This is a genomic window from Shewanella corallii (genome assembly GCF_023349125.1).
GTDB classification, from domain to species: Bacteria; Pseudomonadota; Gammaproteobacteria; order Enterobacterales; family Shewanellaceae; genus Shewanella; species Shewanella corallii.
The window spans coordinates 157,028-177,860 of record NZ_JAKIKT010000008.1; the positions used below are offsets into that span (position 1 = coordinate 157,028).

The 20,833-nt window shown below is 51.6% G+C and carries 16 protein-coding genes; 8 read left to right on the plus strand and 8 right to left on the minus strand.

The features are described 5' to 3' along the window. Positions 1–18 precede the first annotated feature (18 nt). A complete protein-coding gene (locus tag L2725_RS18500; protein WP_249250311.1) occupies positions 19–2,514 on the minus strand; it encodes a VolA/Pla-1 family phospholipase in 2,496 nt (831 codons plus the stop codon). A 263-nt stretch (positions 2,515–2,777) separates the two neighbouring features. On the opposite strand from L2725_RS18500, the gene L2725_RS18505 reads away from it, so the two are divergent. The 4 genes from L2725_RS18505 (at position 2,778) to L2725_RS18520 (ending at position 5,522) form a co-directional block, all read left to right on the plus strand. Beyond that, on the plus strand, positions 2,778–3,515 hold the full coding sequence (locus L2725_RS18505) for a YciK family oxidoreductase (protein WP_249250312.1): 738 nt from the start codon (positions 2,778–2,780) through the stop codon (positions 3,513–3,515). A 143-nt stretch (positions 3,516–3,658) separates the two neighbouring features. After that, a complete protein-coding gene (locus L2725_RS18510; protein WP_249250313.1) occupies positions 3,659–4,096 on the plus strand; it encodes a DUF3010 family protein in 438 nt (145 codons plus the stop codon). 92 nt (positions 4,097–4,188) lie between these two features. Then, on the plus strand, positions 4,189–4,671 hold the full coding sequence (locus tag L2725_RS18515) for a M48 metallopeptidase family protein (protein WP_249250314.1): 483 nt from the start codon (positions 4,189–4,191) through the stop codon (positions 4,669–4,671). A 395-nt stretch (positions 4,672–5,066) separates the two neighbouring features. Continuing rightward, complete coding sequence (locus L2725_RS18520) at positions 5,067–5,522, plus strand: hypothetical protein (RefSeq protein WP_249250315.1); 456 nt, start codon at positions 5,067–5,069, stop codon at positions 5,520–5,522. Between the two features lie 53 nt (positions 5,523–5,575). Here the strand turns inward: L2725_RS18520 and L2725_RS18525 are convergent, their stop codons facing one another. The 4 genes from L2725_RS18525 to L2725_RS18540 all read right to left on the minus strand — a co-directional run bounded on the left by L2725_RS18525 (position 5,576) and on the right by L2725_RS18540 (position 12,887). After that, positions 5,576–6,817 carry a peptidoglycan DD-metalloendopeptidase family protein gene (locus tag L2725_RS18525; RefSeq protein WP_249250316.1) on the minus strand — a complete coding sequence of 414 codons (1,242 nt, stop codon included), beginning with the start codon at positions 6,815–6,817 and terminating at the stop codon, positions 5,576–5,578. 176 nt (positions 6,818–6,993) lie between these two features. Continuing rightward, positions 6,994–10,743 (minus strand): SbcC/MukB-like Walker B domain-containing protein, encoded by a 3,750-nt coding sequence (locus L2725_RS18530; protein ID WP_249250317.1) that lies wholly within the window; start codon positions 10,741–10,743, stop codon positions 6,994–6,996. Continuing rightward, the gene (sbcD, locus tag L2725_RS18535; RefSeq protein ID WP_249250318.1) at positions 10,740–11,975 is read right to left on the minus strand and encodes an exonuclease subunit SbcD; all 1,236 of its coding nucleotides are present in this window, start codon (positions 11,973–11,975) and stop codon (positions 10,740–10,742) included. The genes L2725_RS18530 and sbcD overlap by 4 nt, the downstream gene beginning before the upstream one ends. Positions 11,976–12,122: 147 nt before the next feature. Next, a complete protein-coding gene (locus tag L2725_RS18540; RefSeq protein WP_249250319.1) occupies positions 12,123–12,887 on the minus strand; it encodes a TSUP family transporter in 765 nt (254 codons plus the stop codon). Between the two features lie 123 nt (positions 12,888–13,010). Between L2725_RS18540 and L2725_RS18545 the strand changes: the two genes are divergently transcribed. Next, a complete protein-coding gene (locus L2725_RS18545) occupies positions 13,011–13,910 on the plus strand; it encodes a LysR substrate-binding domain-containing protein (protein ID WP_249250320.1) in 900 nt (299 codons plus the stop codon). On the opposite strand, the gene L2725_RS18550 is transcribed toward L2725_RS18545, so the two are convergent. Then, entirely contained in the window at positions 13,907–15,877 is a 1,971-nt protein-coding gene (locus L2725_RS18550) for an NERD domain-containing protein kinase family protein (RefSeq protein WP_249250321.1), read from the minus strand. The genes L2725_RS18545 and L2725_RS18550 overlap by 4 nt on opposite strands. A gap of 340 nt (positions 15,878–16,217) precedes the next feature. Between L2725_RS18550 and L2725_RS18555 the strand changes: the two genes are divergently transcribed. The 3 genes from L2725_RS18555 (at position 16,218) to L2725_RS23335 (ending at position 17,244) form a co-directional block, all read left to right on the plus strand. Further along, positions 16,218–16,472, plus strand: a complete 255-nt coding sequence (locus tag L2725_RS18555) for a hypothetical protein (RefSeq protein ID WP_249250322.1) — start codon at positions 16,218–16,220, stop codon at positions 16,470–16,472. A 32-nt stretch (positions 16,473–16,504) separates the two neighbouring features. After that, positions 16,505–16,768, plus strand: a complete 264-nt coding sequence (locus L2725_RS18560; protein ID WP_249250323.1) for a L,D-transpeptidase family protein — start codon at positions 16,505–16,507, stop codon at positions 16,766–16,768. A gap of 68 nt (positions 16,769–16,836) precedes the next feature. After that, positions 16,837–17,244, plus strand: a complete 408-nt coding sequence (locus L2725_RS23335; protein WP_346429399.1) for a L,D-transpeptidase family protein — start codon at positions 16,837–16,839, stop codon at positions 17,242–17,244. 40 nt (positions 17,245–17,284) lie between these two features. Here L2725_RS23335 and L2725_RS18575 read toward each other — a convergent pair whose 3' ends face one another. Then, on the minus strand, positions 17,285–17,884 hold the full coding sequence (locus L2725_RS18575) for a DMP19 family protein (protein WP_249250324.1): 600 nt from the start codon (positions 17,882–17,884) through the stop codon (positions 17,285–17,287). A 73-nt stretch (positions 17,885–17,957) separates the two neighbouring features. Further along, positions 17,958–20,765, minus strand: a complete 2,808-nt coding sequence (locus L2725_RS18580) for a tetratricopeptide repeat protein (RefSeq protein ID WP_249250325.1) — start codon at positions 20,763–20,765, stop codon at positions 17,958–17,960. Positions 20,766–20,833: the final 68 nt, after the last annotated feature.

Sequence of the window (20,833 nt, forward strand, 5' to 3'; positions counted from 1 at the left end):
TCGTTTCAAAATGCTTATTTAGTCACCACAGGACTTAAGCACAGAGTCATCGTTCACCAAAATGGTGGCCTGACCCAGACCAGCAGACTTGGCAAAGCTGCTCACCTGGAACTGCATTTCAGCAGTTGCAGCCAGTGCGCTGCCATCGGTTACGCCATCAATCTCACTTGGGTCGACAACTGAGCTGTGATGACCTTTGGCAAAGCGAACAGCACCTGAGCCTTGAGTCGTGCTATCCACACAATCCAGGCCAATGGCACGGATAAGTGGCTCGGTACCTGATATCGGGAAGCCCTCTACTGCGTTAGGCAGAACCTGGTCCGGCAGGTTGCCCGCGCCATCACCAGTCACCTCAATCAGATGAACCGGCGTATTGGTTGCTGCCAGCATACCACCATGGTTGACCGGATCAGCACTGTCTACTGCAGTTTGTACGGCCAGCGCAAAGGCAGGAATAAAGCCTTCATATACAGCCTGTACCAAAGCAGCGTACTCAGGCGTGCCTGGCTCAAAACCGCTTGTGTTGGCTTCATCTACCAGAGCCTGGAAATCTTCTGTTGCCACAATAGTGTCAAACAGAACAGGACCAAAGGTTGCACTGCCAGCGAAGGAGCCTGCCAAGCCGCCACTTGGGGCAACCAAAGAGCTGGCATTGATGCCATAAGGGTTTGGAACCACGACCTCACCGGTAGCCGGGTTCACCATGCCGGTGTTGGCATAGGTAGAGAAGTTGGTGCCTACAATACCGCCCAGACTCAGGCCCTGAACACTGATTTTGCTCACATCAAATATCTGTGGCTGTTGCAGTGCAGCCAATTGCTGAGCAAGACCAGACAGCACCAGACGAACACCCAGGTGGTCTGCGACTGCCTGACGGAAGTTGTCACGAACACTCAGTGTCGACGCGATATTAACGAATACCAGCGGATTGCCTGCGACGAATGCATTGGGCTGGCCAATCACCGCGCCGAAAGCTGGATCAGTTGCAGAAACCTCATAAACACCGTCGTTATTTGCGTCATAGCTACGACTGCCATGCAGCGGCATGTCGATAGCAATTACCGCAATCCCCTGCGCCGCATAGGCTCCGGTATAAGCCAGTGCCATCTCTTTACCGCCGCCCAGGCCATGCATGGCCATCACAGCAGGCCAACCAGCAGTTGGGGCCTCAAACGGCAGCCCCTGAGCCTGCAGGAACGCAGCCAGCTTGGCACCATTAGGAATCGCCATCATGACATCAACGGTTTCATAACCTTTGATTTTAGGAATTGGGTTGAACTTGGTCAGGTGCTTGGTGGCATCGACAGGAGTGCCATCGTCAAGCAACCAGGTTTTACCCGCCAACAAAGCAGGATTAGCCAGTGCCGCCTGAGGGTCTACACCCTGGGCAACCGCTTGCTCACCATACTTGGCCTGACTCAGGGTACCCGCTTCCAGCGCCAGCAACACACCAATAGGGCTGTCACCCTGGGCTATCCACCGACCGTTAATCAGCGGCTCACCTGTATCAGAAAGACAGGCACTGGATGAACAGTCACCATAGATAGGCAGTTTGATTTGAGCGGCGTACATATCAGCGATATCCGCCATCGCATAGGTAGCACCTGCTTCAGGCGTCAAACCAGCAGCGACTGCAGCGCTGTAGCCCAGAGGCGTTGGTGGCGTAACCAGCTGAGGCTGATAAGGATTCCCATCAGTTGGGTCTGCCATCAGGAGTTTCACTGTCTCATAGACATCAGGGACTGACTGAGTGGTAAACAGACCAGAATAGATAACGGACTCAGGATCGACACCATGGGCAGCGGCAATCCCTTTTTCATAACTGTTGACCAGTCCCTGCAGGAACAACTGATCAGGCGTTTCCAGAGGCAGGGTATCGATATCTTCTTCCAGAGAACGATATGAAGGTGAGGCAGTAAAACTGCGCCCTTCGGAGTCTTTGACCACATCAGTTAAAGCATAGATATAAGACTGGTTAAACTTGAGCGGCTTAAGCGGTACTACGACGATTGAGTTACCGGAAGCCTGGGTGACAAAGTCGACACCGAATTGCAGTTCATCGCCCACCTTACAGGCAGACACAGAGAGTGCATCGGCACACTCAGGGTCGCTGGAGAGTCCTCCGCCAACGGTCGCCTCGAACATGCGTACTGCACCTGCTTGAGCTGCAGACGCGGCATCCACTGTCAGCTTGGTACCATCCTGAGTAGTGGCAGGTGCCAAATCGATAGAAATCGGAGAAGTCGTAGACCATCCATCCAGAGCCCCCAGGGCGATTTCAGGATTCAGAAAGTCGCCTGACTCCTCACCTGGAATGGCCAGGGTACCATCCAGGGTACCGTTAAACAGAAGATCGTTGGGAATGGATAGATCACCAGCGGCTGGATCAAATACCACTTGAGACTCGGGGATCAGCGGCGTTGTCTCTGCTTTGATATCGTTATAAGTATCTCCGCCACATCCTGTGAGCCCCAGTGCAGAAGCTATTGCTACACCCAGAAAGAGTCTTTTCATCGTTTTACCCCAAATCTTGTTGTAATAATTTTGTTTTCCCCAAGAAATTGGTCACAATAGGCAGCCAATATGACCAACAGAGCTGATTTTCAGCCCTGAGCTAACCACAAAGTTAACGTAAAAATATAGAGTTAGCCACATTTTTGTTACATTCAAACCGGTTCAACCGGGTTGATAATCAGTCATTTGTTTAAAACATGTGTTAAGCCCCTATGGAGAGCGCCGTTTTGGGTGCTTTACCGATTAAAAGGAAGTCGTAATCTATGTCTGAATATCAAGTAGCTGCAGATGCATTGAAGGGAAAAACCATCCTGGTCACGGGCGCCGGTGATGGCATTGGAAAAGCTGCAGCCATGGCTTATGCCGCGCACGGTGCAACCGTTATCCTGCTGGGCAGAACAGTCAAGAAACTGGAAGCGGTATACGACGCCATTGTGGAAGCAGGTTATCCGCAGCCAGCCATAGTGCCATTGGATATGAAGGGCGCTACCGAGCAAAACTATAAAGATATGGCAGAGACCATTGCCGAGCAGTTTGGCCACCTTGATGGCTTACTGCACAACGCCAGCCTACTGGGAGTGCTAGGCCCATTCGAGCACACTGACTTTGGTAGCTTCAATGATGTTATGCAAGTCAATGTTACCGCTCAGGCCATGATGACCAAAGCCCTGCTGCCAGTGCTGCGTCAGGCGCCAAAAGCCTCTATCGTTTTCACCTCTTCAGGTGTGGGCCGCAAAGGCCGGGCTTACTGGAATGCTTATGCTATTTCCAAATTCGCCACAGAAGGCATGATGCAGGTACTGGCCCACGAGTGTGAAGGCAGTCAGGTCAGGGTTAACAGTATCAACCCGGGCGCCACCCGCACCGGAATGCGTGCCAACGCCTACCCGGCTGAAAACCCAATGGACCTGAAAACGCCTGAAGAGATCCTGCCGGTCTACCTGTATCTGATGAGTGATGATTCGGGTGACGAGAATGGTGGTCAGTTCAGCGCCCAGTAACCGCCTGTTCAGTCCAGATTGCATTAAGTATCAAAGAGTCCGCCCATGAGCGGACTTTTTTATAGCTGTCGCTAAAAGAAACACTGACCGCAACCCGGAATATCGTTACAATAGCCGCCTTGAAATTGATAGACAGGTGTTACATGCGAATTTGCGGTGTTGAATTAAAAGGCGGTGAAGCCATTATTTGTTTGCTGAGTCAGGATGGCGATACCTTTAATATCCCTGATTGCCGTAAGCAATCATTCCAGGTGTCCCACGCCGAAACCACCGAATCCATGGTGGACTTTCACTTCGCGTTCAAAAAACTGGTGGAAGATTACAAGGTCGATGAGGTTGCTTTGATTGCCCGTGAGCAAAAAGGCAAGTTTGCCGGTAGTGCTGTCAGCTTCAAGCTGGAGGCAGCGATCCAGCTGTGTGATCTGCCTGTGACCCTGATTGCGCCTCACGACGTAAAGGCTCAGTTGAAGCGTAATCCTCCTCAGGTAGATTTTGTTGGTCTTGAACTGAAGAAGTTCCAACAGCCTGCTTTTGAAGTAGCTTTTGCCCTGCAGATGAAAAAGATCTTCGGCAAGAGCTAAATGCCTGCCAGGATTTAACAGCCCGCCCTTCTGCTGAACACAGAGCGCGGGCTTTTGTTTATGCCCTATTCACCTCTGCTTTAGGTCTAACAATGCAATACCTCGCTGGATACCCTCAAGACGTACAGGATAAAGTTGCCGCCCTGCTGGCCGCAGGCAAACTGGGCGCAGTATTGGACAAACGCTACCCTCTGGCCAATCAGCAGCTTAAAAATGACAGGGGCCTGTATCAATGCGCCATGGAGCTGAAACAAAGGTATCTGAAAAAGTCCTCTCCCCTTTCCAAGGTAGTGTTTGACGACAAGATCAGTCTGAAACACCAGGCTCTGGGGCTACACACCTACGCCAGCCGTATTCAGGGCAGCAAACTCAAAGCCAAAAATGAAATCCGGATTGCCTCGAAACTCAAGCAACTGCCTGAGCCACTGGTGCGTATGGTACTGGTTCATGAACTGGCGCATTTGAAAGAGAAAGAGCACAACAAAGCCTTTTATCAACTGTGCCAACACATGGAACCGGACTACTTTCAGCTGGAGTTTGACCTCCGCCTCTACCTGACACTGCTCGAAAATTAATACCAATCCGCATAGGAGTTTAGTCACTCAGCGAGAATGAAAAGGCTTAGAGACAAGGCGCCAAGTTGAAGGTCTATCGGGATAAATCAAGACTTGGCAACGCGGTATATGAGCCTTTTCAACTCGCCCTCCGGGAGCCTGTCAGCCACACGGTTACCGCCCCCAATTGTTTAGTCATAGAACCACTATGCCGTCACCAATTTGGATTGTACTCGAATGGCTGACATGGCTCTGATGAGATCAATCTTCTATGAGGATTGGTATAAGTCGTGATATGAGAGCGGCAGCCACCAAATTTTATTGACTGATAATAATTTTTATTTAGACTTCAACTTAGCGTTTCAGACAGGACTCTGAATCAGCTGTCATCAGTAGCTCCGTTTTGGTGGTGTGGTATGTCAAAAAGCAAAGCTTCATCAGTCAAGAAGTCTGTCGGCAAATCGCTGAAGAAAGCCTGTAAAAAACAGGCTAAAAAATGGTTTAAGCAGCAACTCAAACAAGCCCCGGCAAAAACCAAGTCACTGAAAAAGTCACTTAAGCGCAACCGTAAGCTGTTGGTGTCCAGTCTCAAAAGCTCTGTACTCAAAGAGCTGCTGACCGGAAAGGTGAGCAATAAGAAAAAACTGAAAACACGGCTTAAGTCGCTGGCCAATGAGTATGCCGCCAATGATTATCAGGTGCTGGCCCCGGTCACTCATATACACCCGGCTCCACAACAACCCAGCATGCATTTCGCCATGAAACCCTTTAAACGCAAGCCCTGCAGCGGTTGCCCGGCACTTAAGGGCAGCTTGTGTAAATGCGCATTGAAAGTGGAAGCACGTCAGTTAAGACAACAAAAAGCCGGCTAAGCCGGCTTTTTAATATTTGGACTTTCCCGTTACGGGAAAGCCTTCCAGAAAAGCTAGACCAGCCCCATCTGCATCTTGTAGCTGTACACTCTGGCTGCGAAGGTATCCATTTCTGCTTTGGTTAAGCTCTGTGCCATAGGGATTTTGGCAGTCATGGCATTCACAGGACGACCATTGATCATAAACTCATAGTGCAGGTGTGGGCCGGTTGTTCTGCCGGTATTGCCCGACAAGCCGATCAACTGACCCCGACTCACCTTTTGCCCCTTCTTCACCAACGTCTTGGACAGGTGCAAATAGCGGGTACGGTACTTACTGCCATGATCAATCACGATATATTTGCCCGCATATCTGTGGTTGGTTACCAGACTGACCACACCGTTGCCCGGAGACAGCACTTTGGTGCCTGTGGAGACGGCAAAATCAGTGCCGTTATGGGGTGAAATCCGGCCGGTCACCGGGTGCTTGCGGGTAGGGTTGAAGCTGGAGCTGATACGGTATTTACGTTCCAGAGGGTAACGTTGGAATGCCCGGGCCAGACTGTGGCCCTGTTCATCATAAAACTGACCATCATCCGCCATAAATGCATTGATTTGGCGGCTGCCATTGCCAATCTGCACCGCCAGCACCCTGGTGTTACCTGTCGGGTCGGCATCTACAAACTGATCACTCAACAGTACATTAAAGGTATCACCTGCGCGCAATTCCCGGGCAAAGTTCAATTTGTCCTGCAGCAGCTCTTCAACCCGCTGAATTTCAGCGGCAGTTAAGCCTTTTCGCTGGGCAGAAGCATAGAAAGAGCCCTGGATATCACCACTGATCTCACGATTACGCCAGTACCCCTCATGAATGATTTCTCTGTGACGGTAACTGCCGTCAGACTCAACAATAAACTCCACCTGGCGGGCCGGACTGAAGTACAGCTCCATTCTGGTGAGCTGCTTGTGATCATCCAGATAGAACTCAAGCTTGTTGCCGGGCTGGAGAGTGTCCAGTGCCAGAATGTTCAAATCTGCTTCCAACACCCGGTACATGGTTTGCTGATCCACACCGGCGCGCTGGAACAGAGAACTCAGGGTGTCCCCTTTTTCCACTACAAACTCAAAATCCGGTTTACCACTGATGGCTTCAATAAGCCTGGCGGTATCTTCTGCAACCGAATTAAGCTCAAGCGGCACAGCAACAGGCGGATTGACCTTATCCTGCTGGCCTGGCCACAGGAGTGCCGCCCCAACGAGCAGACCGGATGCCAGCACCAACTTTTTCTGAACAGAGTTCAAACGGACTGAAGGCATGATCCGGCTTATATCTTTACGCTTTTGCAATTCGTTTCTCACCACTAACCAAAGGAGTTATCAAATCCCTGAAAAAAACGGGCAACAGCCCGTTTTATAGCAAAATTATTCAATTCGACAAAAGGAAACTCCAAGGGTTCCCTCTACCGACCGACCTGAGTCACATTTATGTAACCTCAGGCCAGGCTCTCCTCGACAGCAGTGACCTTGAAGCGGGGATCCAGTTGGCTGTATCCCAGCCCTGTCATTTTACGCACCTTAATCTGTACCGGAATACGTTCCTTCATCGCCTCAACGTGGCTAATCACACCTACCATCTTGCCGGAAGCATTAAGGTTATCCAGAGCATCCAGCGCCATATCCAGAGTATCGGCATCAAGAGTACCAAAGCCTTCATCAAGGAAGAGTGAATCTATACTGGTCTTGTGGCTCACCAGATCCGACAGTGCCAGCGCCAGTGCCAGACTCACCAAAAAGCTCTCCCCGCCGGACAGGGTTCTGGTATCTCTGGACGCATCCCCCTGCCAGGTATCCAGTACCTCAAGTTCAAGAACACCTGCAGACTTACGCTTGAGTTCATAACGACCGTGAAGCCTTGTCAATTGGCGGTTTGCCAGCGCCACCAGATGATCCAGCGTCAGGCCCTGGGTAAATACCCTGAACTTCTTACCATCCCGGGCACCGATAAGGCCATTAAGCGCATCCCAGTCTTCATACTCGGCTGTGGCGGCGTCAATTTGCGCAAACAACTGCTGCTGCCCTTCCCGTCTTCGACCATCTTCAGCGATTATTGCTTTAACCTCACCAAGGCGCATACGTCCCTCATCCCTGCTGGATTTTGCCTCTGTCAGCTTTTGGCTCAGCTCTGCCAGATATTCCTGTTCAGCTCGCTGTTCGCTGTCAAGATAGCCTTGTTGTTCGCCTTTCTGTAGTAGTTGCTGCAGCTGCTCCTGCACCACCCGGGTTTCGGTTTGCGCCGTTTCAACAGAAGTTTCAATCTGCTTGCGCAGCGCCATCAAACGGTCTATTTCGATGTCATCCAGCAGCGCTGCGGTAAAGTCGGCTTCATCGGCAAATTCACTGTCTGCCAGTTTCTGCTGCCAATTGTGACTGAGCTCGGCCTGCTGGGCTTCCAGTTGCTGGATATTACCGCTCAATGTTTGCTGCTGCCCCTGAGTGCTGGCCAGGTTGCGACTCAACTCATCAGCAGCGTTTTTGGCAGAATCCAGCTCAGCAGTGGCTGTGTCCACAAGCAACTGTTTACCGCCAATCAGTTCGCTTTGAGTTTGCTCTCCGGCCAAGCCAAGACGCTCATCCCGGTTGGCCTGAATCTCAGCGCCGACTTTTGCAAGTGCCGCAACCTTTTGCGCCGCACTCTCCTCAAGCTGCGCGGCCTGCTTTTCAAGCTGTGGCAATGCGCGCTCCTCAGCCAGCATCTGCTTTTCGTTTTCAACAAGCTCTGCCGTCACCCGCTTCCAATTGGCCTGTTCGGCGGTGAGTTTATCGGCCCAGGCGGTTATTTCCGCCGCAGCCGGTAAGCTGAGTCCTACTGAGGACAAGGTGTTGCAGAGCGCATCACTTTGCTGCTGGTTTTGATTAGACAACTGAGATACCCGGGAATCCAGCTCAGCAATTCCCTGCTGCACAAACTCCTGTTCACTCAGCAGTTGTTCCCTGTTGTGCTCGACTTCGCGCAGTGACGTTTGCAGGCGCACCAGCTCCTGCTGCCCTTGTTGCCACTGAGCTTGCGCCTGTCTGAACTCAGACAGACGTTCATTCAGGCTGGCAAGCAGAGTGTCTGACTCACAGAGCGCCGCCTCCACCAGCTCAGGCCTGTCCAGCTGATACTCACAGTTATCACCCAGCGCAATAAGCTGCTGCTTCAACTGTTCAAAGTCGGAAACAGCTTGCTGCATCTCTTTCTGGATATCGTTACGACGCTCCTGTGAGACCTGATCCTGCAGTTGACGCTGCTCTATCATCTTGGCCAGCGCCTTGCCCTGAACCATGATCTCGTTGACCTGTTGCTGCAGTTGCTGCCTGCGCAGGTCAGTCTCATTCACATCCAGCGCCTGATAGTCATCCACCAAAGGGTGCTGGGTTGAGCCACACAGAGGGCAGGCCTGATCCACCTCCAGTGACGCCCGCAACTGACTGAGGTTGGCAATTTTCTGTTCCTGCTCAATCAGTTTGGTCACATCCTCAAGATGAGCGGATTGCTGTTTAAAGTCCTGCCTCAGCTGTTCACGCTCTCGCTGCCAACGAGCGACTTCAGCCGCAGATCCCGTCAGGGTTTGCTGCAGTCGGTCATCCTCAGCCAGCAACTGGCGGTAATCTTTGATCGGCCCCTGCATTTTAATGAGCAAAGGTTGGCGCTGCTGCAGCCTGCCAAGCTCACGGGTCAGTCCGGCTTCATCAAATTCCCCCAGCGCACGGCTCATGGCATCAGTCAGTGGAACACTAGCCTGATTGGCCGCCGTCAGGGCCAACTCAGCCTGTTGCTGCTGCCGCTGTAATTCATTGAATCTTTCTGGCAAGGTTTGCAATGCGTTTTGTCTGTCAGCAAGTTGACTGTTCAACTGCTCCAGCTCTTTGCCTGTACCTGCCAACTGCTGCAGCTGATGCTGCCAGCCGCTGATATTGGCTTCAATCAACTCGCCATGGGGATAGGCATCCAGCTGCGCCCGCAGCTGCTGCGCAGACGTTTTTAAATTGGTAATCCCCTGCTGTTTGTCTGTCAGCTCAGTCTTGGCAGCTTGCAGTAATTCTTGTTCATGGCTCTGACTCTGGCTCAACTCCTGCTGACGCTCTGCCAGATTTCTGAACTGCTCATCCAGAGGCGCCAATTTGTCATCCACAAGGTTGCGCATTTGTTGTAACGCCGCTTTAGCGTCAGTCTGCTTGATCTGAACAGCTTCGATAACTTCCTGCTGACGCAGCAGTTCAGCCTGCAACTGCAGGCCCTGTTCCTGCCGCTGAAGATGTTGAGCTTTATCCTGTCCCAACCGCTTAGTTAACTGGCAAAGTGGTTGGAAATAGCCATTGAGCCTGGCTGCCGGCTCTGCCCGCGCCAGTTTATCCAGCTCAGGTTTATTCTGCTCACGCGCTGCCTGTGCCTTGCTGAGCGCCTGCTCAAGATTGGCTGCTCGCTCATGAAGCTGGATCAGCTGCTGCAACCAATTGTGGCAATCCTGAGCCTGCTGCACCTTGTGCTCAAGCTCAGTCAACTCCTGCTCTATGCCCAGTTGCTGCTCAGCCAGTGCTTGCAACTCCTGCTCAGACTTAAGCTCAACCCCTTCGGCCCGGGCTTTCAGATTGGTCAGATGCTGCTTGCTCAGGCTGAACTTTTCATAGACCTGCTCGGAAATCAGACCGTAAATTTCGGTGCCGGTAAGCTCTTCCAGCAGATCGGCCCTGTCTCCGGCATCTGCGTTCAGGAAAGCAGCAAACTGCCCCTGGGACAGCATCATAGACTTGGTAAAGCGGGCAAAGTTAAGGCCTGTGATGCTATCCACCAGCTCATTCTTGCGCTTCACCTGAGACGCCAGGATCTCATCGCCGTCATCGGTCAGCTTCGCCAGCTCGACCTGGGCATCCTGCAAATTACCATCCACCTTGCCCCGGCTTCGTCTCTGGCTCCAGAATGCACGGTATCCAACACCTTTGACTTCAAACTCAACTTCAGCCAGTGACTCGGCAGCTCCCCGGGTCATCAGTTCATTTGAGCTTTTGGAGATAGTCGATAATCTCGGGGTCTGGTGATACAGCGCCAGACAGATGGCATCCAGAATTGTGGTCTTGCCCGCCCCCGTGGGACCGGTAATAGCAAACAGACCGGTATCGCGAAATGGCTGCCGGGTAAAATCAATCTTCCACTCACCTTTGAGCGAATTGATGTTCTTAAATCTGAGGCTCAGGATTTTCACGCATTCAGCTCCTTACTCTCACCCGCTTCATCATGGGCGACGGCTTCTACCACCTGACGATACATCTGCTTCATACGCTCCAACCTTGCCTGCTCCGCCTGGGTATCAAAGTGCTCCAGTGTCAGCCTGCGCTCAAATACTTCATCAACACTGAGTTCGCTGAGCGTTTCCTGCTCACCGGCCTCTAACGATGCCTGACGTTGACGTACCCGCTTGAGCTGCAACACTTCCAGCGGCTTACCTTCCACCATTTTTTGCACTCTGGCCTGTAGATCAGACAGGTACTCCTGAGTCTGTACTTCCACCGAAAGCCATACACTGCCCTCGCCCGGCAGTGTGATTGCCTCTATCTGACCGGCAATCTCTTCCAGGTCTCCCTTGATCACCTGCATCGGCTGAAACAAAGGAACCTCCAGCTCTGTCACAGATGACAAGCCGCTATCGAACTCCGCCATCAACACCAGCTTGCGGCTGCCGAGCTCGTCGAAACTCAAACAGATGGGCGAGCCTGAATAGCGAATATGCTCACTCCTGGCGACCTTTTGCGGCCTGTGAATATGACCCAGGGCGATATAATCCGCCTTGGGGAAAGCATTGGCATTGAAGGCATCCAGGGTGCCGATATAGATATCCCGTACCGACTCACTGCTGCTGGCACCGACTGTGGTCAGGTGGCCGGTCAGGAGCACAGGTAATGGGTGGTCAGCCGCCCGTTTGGCAGCCTCAAAAATCGCTTCATAGTGGGCCTTAATTGCTTCACCCAGTTTGAGTTGCTTCTGACTGCCATCCTCACCGGCTTCACTGGTGATAAGGTCTCTGGGTCTGAGAAATGGTACTGCTCCCAGTACTCCCGCCGCATGCCCCTGTCTGTCCTTAATCACAAACACCTGCTGCTCAATCTCAGCCAGGGCGCCGGGGATAACCTGAGTGCCCAGACAAGCCAACAGCTCCCGGGATTCACTCAACATGGCCACAGAGTCATGATTGCCGCCCAGAATAAACAACTGGCAGCCGCTGGCCTGCATCTGCACCACAAACTGGTTATACAGGGTTCGGGCATAGCTCGGGGGCGAGCTGGTATCGAAAATGTCACCGGCCACAATCAGAGCATCAATTTGATGCAGCTGGATCTGCTCAAGTAACCAGTCAAGGAAAGCTCTGTGTTCAGCCGCCCGGGATTTGCCATAGAAGGACTGACCCAGGTGCCAATCGGAGGTGTGGAGTATGCGCATGCTTGTTTCAGTACTGAGGCGTAAAAACTGCCCCTAGTATGAAGTGAAACCCATTTAATACAAAGCCTTGCCTGAAGGAATTCACAGGCAAGGCTTAACTCTGTTCAATCAGAGGTCAGGATGTCGCTAAGCCATTCAAAAACGTAATTAAAAGTATTGACCATGGAGCAGCTTAAGGCTCATCAGCAATGACATGGTCACCACCAATGGCTTGATAATCTTGCTGCCTTTAGTCACCACCATACGTGAACCCAGGGTGGCACCCAGTGCCTGGCCTACCAGCATCAACAACCCAAGCAGCCAAACCACTTTGCCGCCCAGAGCAAAAAAGATCAGAGATGAAATATTGGTAGAGAAGTTCAGCAGCTTCGCATGTGCTGTGGCTTTAGCCAGACCAAAACCAGCCAGCATCACAAACGCCAGCGCGAAGAAGCTGCCGGTACCTGGACCGAAAAAGCCATCGTAGAAGCCTACGCCCAGTGCAGCGGTAAAAGAAAATGCAGTGGGTGTCAGTACCCTGTGCCTGTCATCGTCGGTCACCTTTGGAGAAAACAAAAAGTAGGCGCCAATCCCCAGGATCAGGAAGGGCAACAGCACCTCCAAAATACTGGTGTCTATCTGTTGCACCGCCAGAGTACCGAGAGCGGAGCCGATAAAGGCGCAGGCAAGGGGTAACTTTAGATCCGCCAGCCTGACCAGCCCCTTGCGCACAAAATACAGACTGGCAAAGAAACTGCCACCACAGGCCTGCAGCTTATTGGTGGCCAGGGCAGCCGTGGGCGTAAGGCCTGCCCACATCAGCGCGGGAATAGTCAGTAATCCCCCGCCTCCGGCAATCGCATCGATAAAGCCCGCAAGGGCAGCAGTAGCAAACAGCAAAGCGGCAATGTGTAGCGTCAGTTCGAATTCCATGAGTACTTAAGCAGATCTTGTTATTGGTCAGGATTGGTAAGTATTAAACTGAGTTTTATGCCTGATGACAAAGGAGTTATTTTCATTAAAATGTGAGAATAACTCACATATAGGTAGACAGACTTGCCTGCATCCCTGCCCCCGTTAAATGCTGTGGTTGCCTTTGAGGCCGCCGCCCGACTTTCAAGCATCAGCCTGGCCGCCAACGAGCTGTATGTGACCCATGGTGCCATTAGCAAACAGATCAAAGCACTGGAGTCATTTCTCGGTTGTGAGCTGTTCATCCGGGAACACAGGAAAATCACCCTAACCCGGGAGGGCAGCCAATACCTACCCCATGTCCAGTCGGCCTTGCAAACCCTTAATGTCGCAACTGCTGACCTCAAGCAGCACAACGCCCGCAGCGGTAACCTGAGCATTAATGTGCTTCCCAGTCTGAGTATCCAGTGGCTGATCCCTCGACTTGAAGAGTTCAGAAGCCGCAATCCCAGGCTGTTTGTAGACCTGTCGATTGGTGATTTTGAAGTGGATTTTCGCCGCCAGCACTATGACATCGCTATCCGCTCCGGCATCAATCCACCGGAGGATTGCAGGCATATAAAGCTGATGGATGAAGAGATGTGTCTGGTGTGTGCACCGGCTCTGGCACAGGAGCTGCACACATTGGATGACCTTAACCGCGTGACTCTGCTGAAACACACCAGCCGTCCCAGCAACTGGCGTGACTGGGCAAAACAGGCCGGGGTAAAGCTGACGGTGGAAGAGAAGTTCGGCGTGGAGCATTTTTATATGCTGGCTCAAGCTGTTGCCAGCGGCATGGGGGTTGCCCTTATCCCCCGCTTTTTTATAGAACCTCAGTTGGCGGATGGTAGCCTGGTGATCCCCTTTGATATCCCCTATCACAGTCAGTACAGTTACTATCTGCTGACTCCGGGACACCTGCAGTCAGGTGACCCGGATGGCCGAATTACCGCGTTTACCGACTGGATACTGGAGCTGTTTGCGCCATACCGACTCGGTTAATCATTGCAGTTACCCAAACCGAACAATTGCAGATAACATTGGCCCGGCTCAGGTTGAAACTCATGCTTCAGGACCTTCTCGCAAGCCTTGTAAAAATCTCTGCCCAACCACTCAGGGTCAAATGCCGCCAGCGCATTCAACATGGCGTTGGCATCCTTACTGCCGGTAATGGTTGATGGGGTGAAGGCATCAACAAAGCTGGCGACCAGACCATAGATGTCTTTCAGTTCGTCACTCTCCTCCTCCCAAATCAGCGGATCGGCATACTGGCTGGCATAGTGGCTTGCCGCAATATCCAGCCCCACACCAAAGTTCATCAAATACGCCCGTTCGCGGCTGATGATAATATTCTTGGGACAAATAGCGCCGTGGTGTATATCCAGTTGGTGAAGGTATTGCAGCGCACTGAGCAACTCAGCAAACCAACGAGTACCGTCGCCGGGTTCGAAAGTGTTGAGCTCATCCAGGGAGCAGCCCTCTTCCCATGCCCGCACAATAAACAGTGTCTGGCTTTGAGGCAGCTGACCAAATGTCAGTACCCGCTCAATATTGGGATGATAGATGCGTGAAAGGGAGCGATAGAGGGCACTCAGACAGGGCCAGACTTTATCGACCTGTTTATACAGACTGATCCCCACAGGATAGCGTCCCTGAATATGGGTCCCTTGCCAGAACTGGCTTTGCTCAGTTGAGGTAATAAACCGTTCCAGTCGGTAATGGTGATCAAGCACAGCCCCGACTTTCACCTCCACTTTCTCCGGGATAGTGTCACATACCCCCTGATCGATCAGTGCACTGAGGTCACAGCGCAGGGCATCCAGATCTGTGGTCGCCCCTTTAATTGCCTGACGATACCACTGATAAACCCTGGGTTGGTTGGTCAGTTCCGCCAATTGGGCAAATCGTTCTGCATAGGCCTGAATGTCGTCAGCGGCATCCAGACTGTCTTTGATGTCGATATATTCAACATCACCACCATCTGAGATAAATACGCAGTTTTCCGCCCAACCACTGACGCTGAAGCCACGGCGATGGATCTGCTGCAGGCCAGTTACCGAACGACGCAATATCTCCAGCAGTTGATAAGTGGTCTTACGTTCGGCTTCAAATACATTCATCGGCACGCCGCGGGGCATACGAATAGGCAGAATAAGCTGCTCACCATCCTGAATCAGAGGCGCACAGGCGGGAACACCAGTACAACCAGACAATGCCTGCAATCGCTGAAACTCTTCCCTGAGCTGCTGCTCATGACGTTCAGCGTCATAATCATCATCAAACTGCACCGGCAGTAATATCTTCAAAAGCCAGGGCGCAGTCCAGCCGCCCGGACTGTATTCTGCCTGCCATATTTCAAGCCCGGCGTGCAGGAACAAGCACTTGAGCTTGATAAAGTCCTGAATACGGTTGTTGCGGCTCTCGACCACGGCAACCTGGCCTATGGTGTCGAGCACCATTTCACGTTGCTCCGCGGTAACCTGATGGGCGCGGGGCGCCGTCAGCCCCCATTCACTGGTCAGCGCAGAAACAATTTGTCTGGGAGTGTAGATACTGAGAGAGCCATCATCTTTTTCCAGTTCAATCTCTTCTCCCTTACGGCCGGTCACAAACACCATGCCCTGACACCAGGGGGCATATACACCCACGGGAATTCTGTGCTTGAGTTTGCCCGCCAGCACTCTGGCCACATAGTTGGCTTTGGACAAGCTGTTGTCGATACCGCGTCCATCCAAAGACCAGGCGTGCAAGCCGGCATTGAGCCTGCCCATATAGCCTTTGACGTCGACCACATATACCCCCCACTCGCCAACGACCAGAGCATCCACTTCCATCGCCTGACCGGTTTTTGTGGGGATCTCCACATTGGTCAGCAACAGGTAATGTTCCGGCAGTTCTTCACTGAGCATACTGAACGCCCAGCGCTCGGCATCATTGACCGGTGTACCGAAACTGATGTGCTTCGCCATTAACTTAACTCCCTGTAATGTTTGGATCAGTTTATGGCAGCTACAGGAAAGAAAAAAGCTGCAAAAAGGTGACATAAGCCAGATTAACGGAAGCCTCAGCACCTTCAGTCATGATCGGATGCCGGAGCGGCAGACGCGCTTCACTCTCATTCAGGTTGGCCAGGCATTTTACTCACGTTAGTTTGCTCCTAATAACCAAAGTGCTACCCGGCACTCATAACTCTAGCCTTTTGTGGGGTTGTATCGGATATACAGGCGACACTAAAGTGACTATCGGCAAGGCTATTGAATCATTTTTGAAAACAATAACTAAAGTTGTTAAGCAAGGTATGGAGACAGAATGAGCGAAGCAAACAGCAATGGCATTATGGAACCCCTCGACATTCCTGCAGATCACATCCCCTGGTACCGTATGCGCTGGTTCTTTGTCGTCACTCTGTTGCTGTTTATCCCGGCGACTCTGTTGATAGGTCTGAGCGGAAATATTTACGGCAAGCATCAGGGTGAGCTATTTAAACTGGCCGATAAGACCAAGTATATGATCATGGCCGTAGGATCATTCTTGATGCTTAGCAATATCATTCGATTTCTTTGACGTTTGCGTTAACAGATATCAGGAACCAAATAATGAAATTTCTCATGCCCCTGCTGCTCTTGTTCACCAATATTTCATGGGCTGGCGTTGACCTGGTCAAAGTGGATAAATCAGAGCACAAGATGTACCTGTACGATGGTGATGAACTGGTCCGTGAGTACCATGTGGTTTTTGGTGGTGAGCCTAAAGGTCACAAGCAGCAGGAGGGAGATCAGAAAACCCCTGAAGGTACTTATACTCTGGATTATAAAAACGAAAGCTCTTCATTTTATCGCTCCATGCATATTAGGGTCTGATGACCTTTCATGGTTGAATTTTGCTCGAGATAGACGCGCTTTAATCGCGACGCAAGGTGTGTAGCCTAGTGGGCCTAAGCAAATACCTTGCAACAAAGAGTAAAGCGCGTATAGCCGAGCCCTTCGGGCAGCGTTTGTCGTCGCTTTCTACTGCATTAACGCTCATTTATGTAGAACAACTACACTTCAATCGCGTTGCTTTGTATAAAACAACGACAAAATGCTGCAAAAACCATCTTCAAAGGTCAACAGCCCCTGATTACCCCAATGCTGCGGACAAGAAAAATGCCCGGCAACAGGGTGTTTCTCCCGGTGGCATGATTATGGTCCACGGCCAGAAAAACTGGTTTGGTTGGCTATCTCCCATTATGCAAAACTTCAATTGGACAGATGGCTGCATCGCCTTAACCAATTCTGAAATGGATGAGTTTATGGCGCTGGTTGAGGTGGGTACAAAAATACAGATTGAGTGGTAGCATCATTTCCCCAGGCTACCAGCTCACAACAGCAGAAAACTCATTTCAATCTAATATTGGCATTACAAACTAAACCTTTGTCCAAGGCGAACTGCTCCAGCTTATTCCCAAGGTTATCAAGGTCTTTATAATATTCATCATCCAGCTTATCCAGCGCGGTGAACACTCCCTCTCGCTCAACGGCTTTCATACGAACCAACCTATCAACAGGCACCTCAGCATCTCCAAAAGCAATATAACGCGCTTCCCGAAACAACCTTAATGCGTCATTTGCGCCTAATGTTGCCAACCCGATTTCCGCATAGGCAGCGTGCTCTCCCGCAGAGTTATCAAAATACTGAGCGAAACCTCCGTTATGGATTTCACTATTGAGACAATTAACCGAGTAGTAGAGCTTTTCGTTGTCGTTTAATGATTCGAAGCCACCCTGAGAATCAAATACCCGGGAAACCAAGTCGCGCCAGTAACTCCTGAATGGACATGAGTTTTCAAGTTCCCGCTCTCGTTGGTAGTAGGCTTTTGCCTGTTCAAGATTGGCACGAATACCATTCTTACAGGCCATGCAAATTCCGCCTGTTTTACCTGCGGTCTCTGGTAGAATCTGAACTCCACACTCTTTGCAAGGAACTTTATTGGTCACACTATTCTCACTTTGTTTCTCGGGATTAAAGACTCAGGTCGACACAAAGCACAATCAACATTGATGACTTTAATCAATGCTCTTTACCCAGCCACTTAATTGCATCTTCATTGCCCTGACTGGCAGACTGCTCAAACCAATAGTTGGCATGCTCTTCATCTTCACCGATGCCCACCCCTTCGTAATAGAAGCGGCCCATCATGTATTGGGCCACAGGGTGACCTTTCAGCGCAGCCTCTCTGGCCCATGAGAACGCCAGAGTATGATCAACCTCTGTGCCTTCTCCCACAAGGTAGTAGCGAATAAGGGCCACCTGCGCTTCATCAAAGCCATTGTGGGCGCTGGTCAACAGCCAGTGGAAACTCAAACAGATATCCTGCTCACACACTTCTCCGTGAAAGCAAAAGCAGCCAAGCAGGAACTGAGCACGACTATGGCCGCTCTGTGCAGCCTGAGTTATCCAGTGCAGCCCGGCCTCTGGAGCAAACTCCTCTGTATCCGGCTCCAGCATCAATTCCCCCAGTGTCACCTGTGCGGGTAAGTAACCTTGCTCGGCCAATGCCAATAACTGGTTGCAGGCGAAGCCTGTATCAAGGGGCTGACAACCACCATCTAGATACTCTATAGCATGGCGGAACAGTGCTTTGGTAAATCCGGCGTCGGCAGCGCGCTTTAAACAAACCATAGCCTGCCCGGCATCGACGACTTCAGGAGTATCCAGATACATACACCCCATTTCATACATGGCTTCCATATCACCCTGTTTGGCGGCCTGACCGTACCAATAAACAGCCTGACTGGCGTCCTGCTCCATACCATTTCCTCGTCGGTATGCCACGGCCAGATTGTATTGGGTATCAAGATCCCCCTGCTCTGCTGCCAGGTGAGACCAGTAAAGCTCACGCTCAATATCGCAGAACTCTCCCGCCTCGCCATAGAGTTGTACCAACATCAATTGACTCTTGAGGTCATTCTGCTCTGCCCCCTTGTTATACCAGTGCAGAGCTAATCCCATATTCCGCTCCAGCACGTCACCATTGAAGTAGCAATGCCCCAAATTTCGTTGAGCGCTGGCCAGCCCCAATTCTGCGGCTTTTGCTATCAGGTCAAGAGCGGCATCAATATCCTGCTCCACGCCTTCACCATTGAGCAGCTTGACCCCAAGCTGATTTATGGACCAGAGATCGCCGGACTCAACCGCCAAAGGCAGCCAGGAGATTGATTCAGCCTCATCTTCAAGCTCGTAAAAATACAGCTTGGCCAGCCGAGCAGGCGCATCCCGATCACCCCTTTCATGGGCGCTGAGATACCAGTTAAGGGCTTGCTGAAGATCTTTTTCACAGCCACGGCCAAACTCATAACATAAACCGAGATTACTCTGTGCTCTGGGATTTCCCTGCTCTGCCGACTGCTGGAAAAGCTCGAAGGCTTTGGCTTCATCACAGCTGACACCTTTCCCTTCCTGATAAAGCACTGCAAGGTTGTTCTGAGCCAGGTCGTGTCCCTGCTCCGCAGCCAGCTGGTACCATGCCGCGGCTTTCTCATAGTCCTGCTCGACTCCATCGCCTTTGTCTAAACGAAAGCCCAGTGCATATTGGCTGTCATCATTACCATTACGGGCAGCCTGCTCCCACCAGTAGAGAGCAGCCTCGAAGTGACCTTCGATTTGAGGCAGTGAGTCATAAAACTCAGCCAGATTGTGTTGTCCTGTGTCATAACCCTGCTCAGCCGAGCGTCGCATCCAGAGCTCTGCCAGATAGCTGTTGGTCTCCAGGCCCTTGCCTTTCAGATAAGCTTGTCCCAGTTTATTTTGCGCCCAACTGTTTCCCTGATTGGCTGACAGTCGATACCAGTGGAGCGCCTGCTGTTGATCCTGAGCAACGCCTTTACCGAACTCATACTGTATTCCGAGATTGTACTGTCCCCAGTCATGGTCCATTTCAGCGGCTTTCAGATACCATTCAACGGCCAGTTCAGGATCGGCTTCAATCCCTATCCCCTGACTATGGGTGTATCCAATTTGGAAGACAGCATTAGCATCATCTCTGGCCGAAAGTTTATGGAACAGTTCCAGTGCTTTATGGGTGTCGGCTTGGGTTCCAATCCCCTGCCTGTGGTAGAAAGCCAACTGCATGATGGCTTCGTTTAACTCTGATTTTGCTAGCTGCCGGACAATGGCAAGCGCCTTGGGCTCATCTTCTTCCACGCCCTGTCCATAAGCGTAACAGTCAGCAACAGCCAACAGCCCCTCGTCAAACCCCAGTTTTGCTGCTTGCTGATACCAAAAGAACGCTTGCTCGGGCGAGCTGTCAACACCCAATCCCCGACTATAGATGTCGGCCAGCCTCATATGTGAGGGGCAGTATTCATTTTGTGCAGCCGCCTGATACCAGTAGATAGCTTCTTCTATGTTGCTTTCGCACCCAACACCATGCTGGTAGCAAGCCCCCAGAGAATGTTGTGCATAAGCGTTACCCTTGAGTGCGCCCTTACTGAACCACCGCGCCGCTTCCTGCTCATCTCTGTCAACGCCCTGGCCGCTGACATACAGATATCCCAACAGCCCCATCGCCTCAGGAAGCTCCTGTGCAGCAGCTTTGCGCACCCACAACAAGCTGGTCGCCGGATTGGCTTCGACTCCCCGGCCTTCGTGATACAGCAATCCCAATGCGTACTGAGCTCGCGAAAACTCCTGCTCTGCTGCAAGGCTATACCACTGAATAGCGGCATCATAATCCTGCCGGGTATCCTCTCCCGTCTCATACATACTGCCAAGCTGATACTGAGCCAGGGGATCACCGGCTTGCGCCTCAGGTAAGAGATCTTCAGGTAACAACTGGGGATCGGCTTCCATTCCTTTCAACCTTGACTCATCGTCCATTCAGTACCGCCTTTACAACATACACAAAACAGCCAATGAGCCTACCTGTATTCAGGCAAAAAAAAACC